This window comes from Scopulibacillus darangshiensis (assembly GCF_004341035.1).
Taxonomy (GTDB): domain Bacteria; phylum Bacillota; class Bacilli; order Bacillales; family Sporolactobacillaceae; genus Scopulibacillus; species Scopulibacillus darangshiensis.
This window is the reverse complement of record NZ_SLXK01000091.1, coordinates 1-1,505: the sequence shown is the minus strand read 5'-3', so window position 1 is coordinate 1,505 and position 1,505 is coordinate 1. Positions and strand designations below refer to the sequence as shown.

Here is a 1,505-nt window from a genome sequence, read left to right as displayed (position 1 = left end):
GCTTCTTCGCTAAAATCTATGGGTTTGAAGACTAGATTCCTTGACAATACTAGGTATTAAACTATGAAAATACCTAGGAGTGAACTTAAAAATGAAAGATTTTGAACATGATTTTAGCCTTTTTCAGGAAGCTTTAGAAATCCAAGAACCATGGTACGTTTCAGATTATAAGGTTGATCATTCAAATCAAGTGCTCCATATTTATTTATCATTTGAACGAGGGGCAACATTTACATGTCCCCATTGCGGCCATTCCCATGCGAAGGTCCATGATATTGTCAATGATGATCGGACGTGGCGTCATTTGAACTTCTGGCAATATACAACTTACCTACACGCTCGGCTCCCAAGAGTAGCCTGTGATCTTTGCGGGAAGACTAGGACAGTGGTCGTTAACTGGTCACGTCCAAAGGCTGGTTTCACATGGTTTTTCGAATCTGAAGCCATGACCTTGATGAAAGAAATGCCCGTATCTGCCGTAGCCAGAAAGGTAGGCGAACACGATACGCGATTATGGCGCATTTTCCATTATTATGTTCGTCAAGCTATGGAAGAGGTGGACCTGTCGCAAGTGAAACGCATCGCTATAGATGAAACATCATCTAAGCGTGGCCACCACTATGTCACCTTGTTCGTCGATGTTGATACAAAACGCGTTTTATTCGCAACGGAAGGAAAAGACGCCACCGTTTTAAAAACGTTTAAGGATTATCTTATCGAGAAAGAAGTTTCGCCTGAAATGATTGAAGAAGTCTGTTGTGATATGTCCCCAGCCTTTATTTCGGGGATAGAAGAACATTTTCCCAAAGCCCACATAACCTTTGATAAGTTTCATGTGATGAAGATTATTAATGAAGCCCTTGATCAGGTCCGACGCACTGAACAAGCAGAAGCGCCGGAATTAAAGAAAACGCGATACATTTGGCTAAAGAATCAAGATAAATTAACTGAAAACCAACAGGTCAAACTTTTCAATTTAAAGGACACCCTTTTAAAAACAGCACGGGCTTATCGCTTAAAGTTGGCTTTACAGGGGCTTTGGACACGAACCTTCTTGTATGCGCCTCTTTATTTCGAGGATTGGTATACATGGGCTGTGCATTCCCAATTAGAGCCCATGGCCAAAGCAGCTAAGACCTTAAAGAAGCATGAAAAAGGTGTGTTAAGATGGTTCACCAGCAAAATGACCAATGGTTTACTGGAAGGCATAAACGGTCTCGTTCAGGCTTCGAAACGAAAAGCCCGTGGCTACCGTTCGACTAAAAATTTTATCGCCATGATCTACGCCACTGTGAATAAGCTAACAATTACCGTTAAGCCGCCAATCGGTGGTTAAGGTGGGTTTTTTCTCGCTTACAGACCCCACTTCAATCTTCATGTTGGCGGTCAAGTGCTTTCCTTGAGTGCCAATGTGAAGATTGAGACTCTATGAAAAAGCGAGAAGGTTCATTACTGGTTACTAGACTATGTATTTAACTTGTTTCCACAGAAAATAGCGAGGAACC

1 protein-coding gene is annotated in these 1,505 nt (G+C 42.0%); it reads left to right on the top strand.

Going from position 1 to position 1,505, the window contains the following annotated elements:
- Window positions 1–91: 91 nt before the first annotated feature.
- Window positions 92–1,336 (top strand): ISL3 family transposase, encoded by a 1,245-nt coding sequence (locus tag EV207_RS22835; protein ID WP_132748761.1) that lies wholly within the window; start codon window positions 92–94, stop codon window positions 1,334–1,336.
- The last annotated feature ends 169 nt before the right edge of the window (window positions 1,337–1,505 follow it).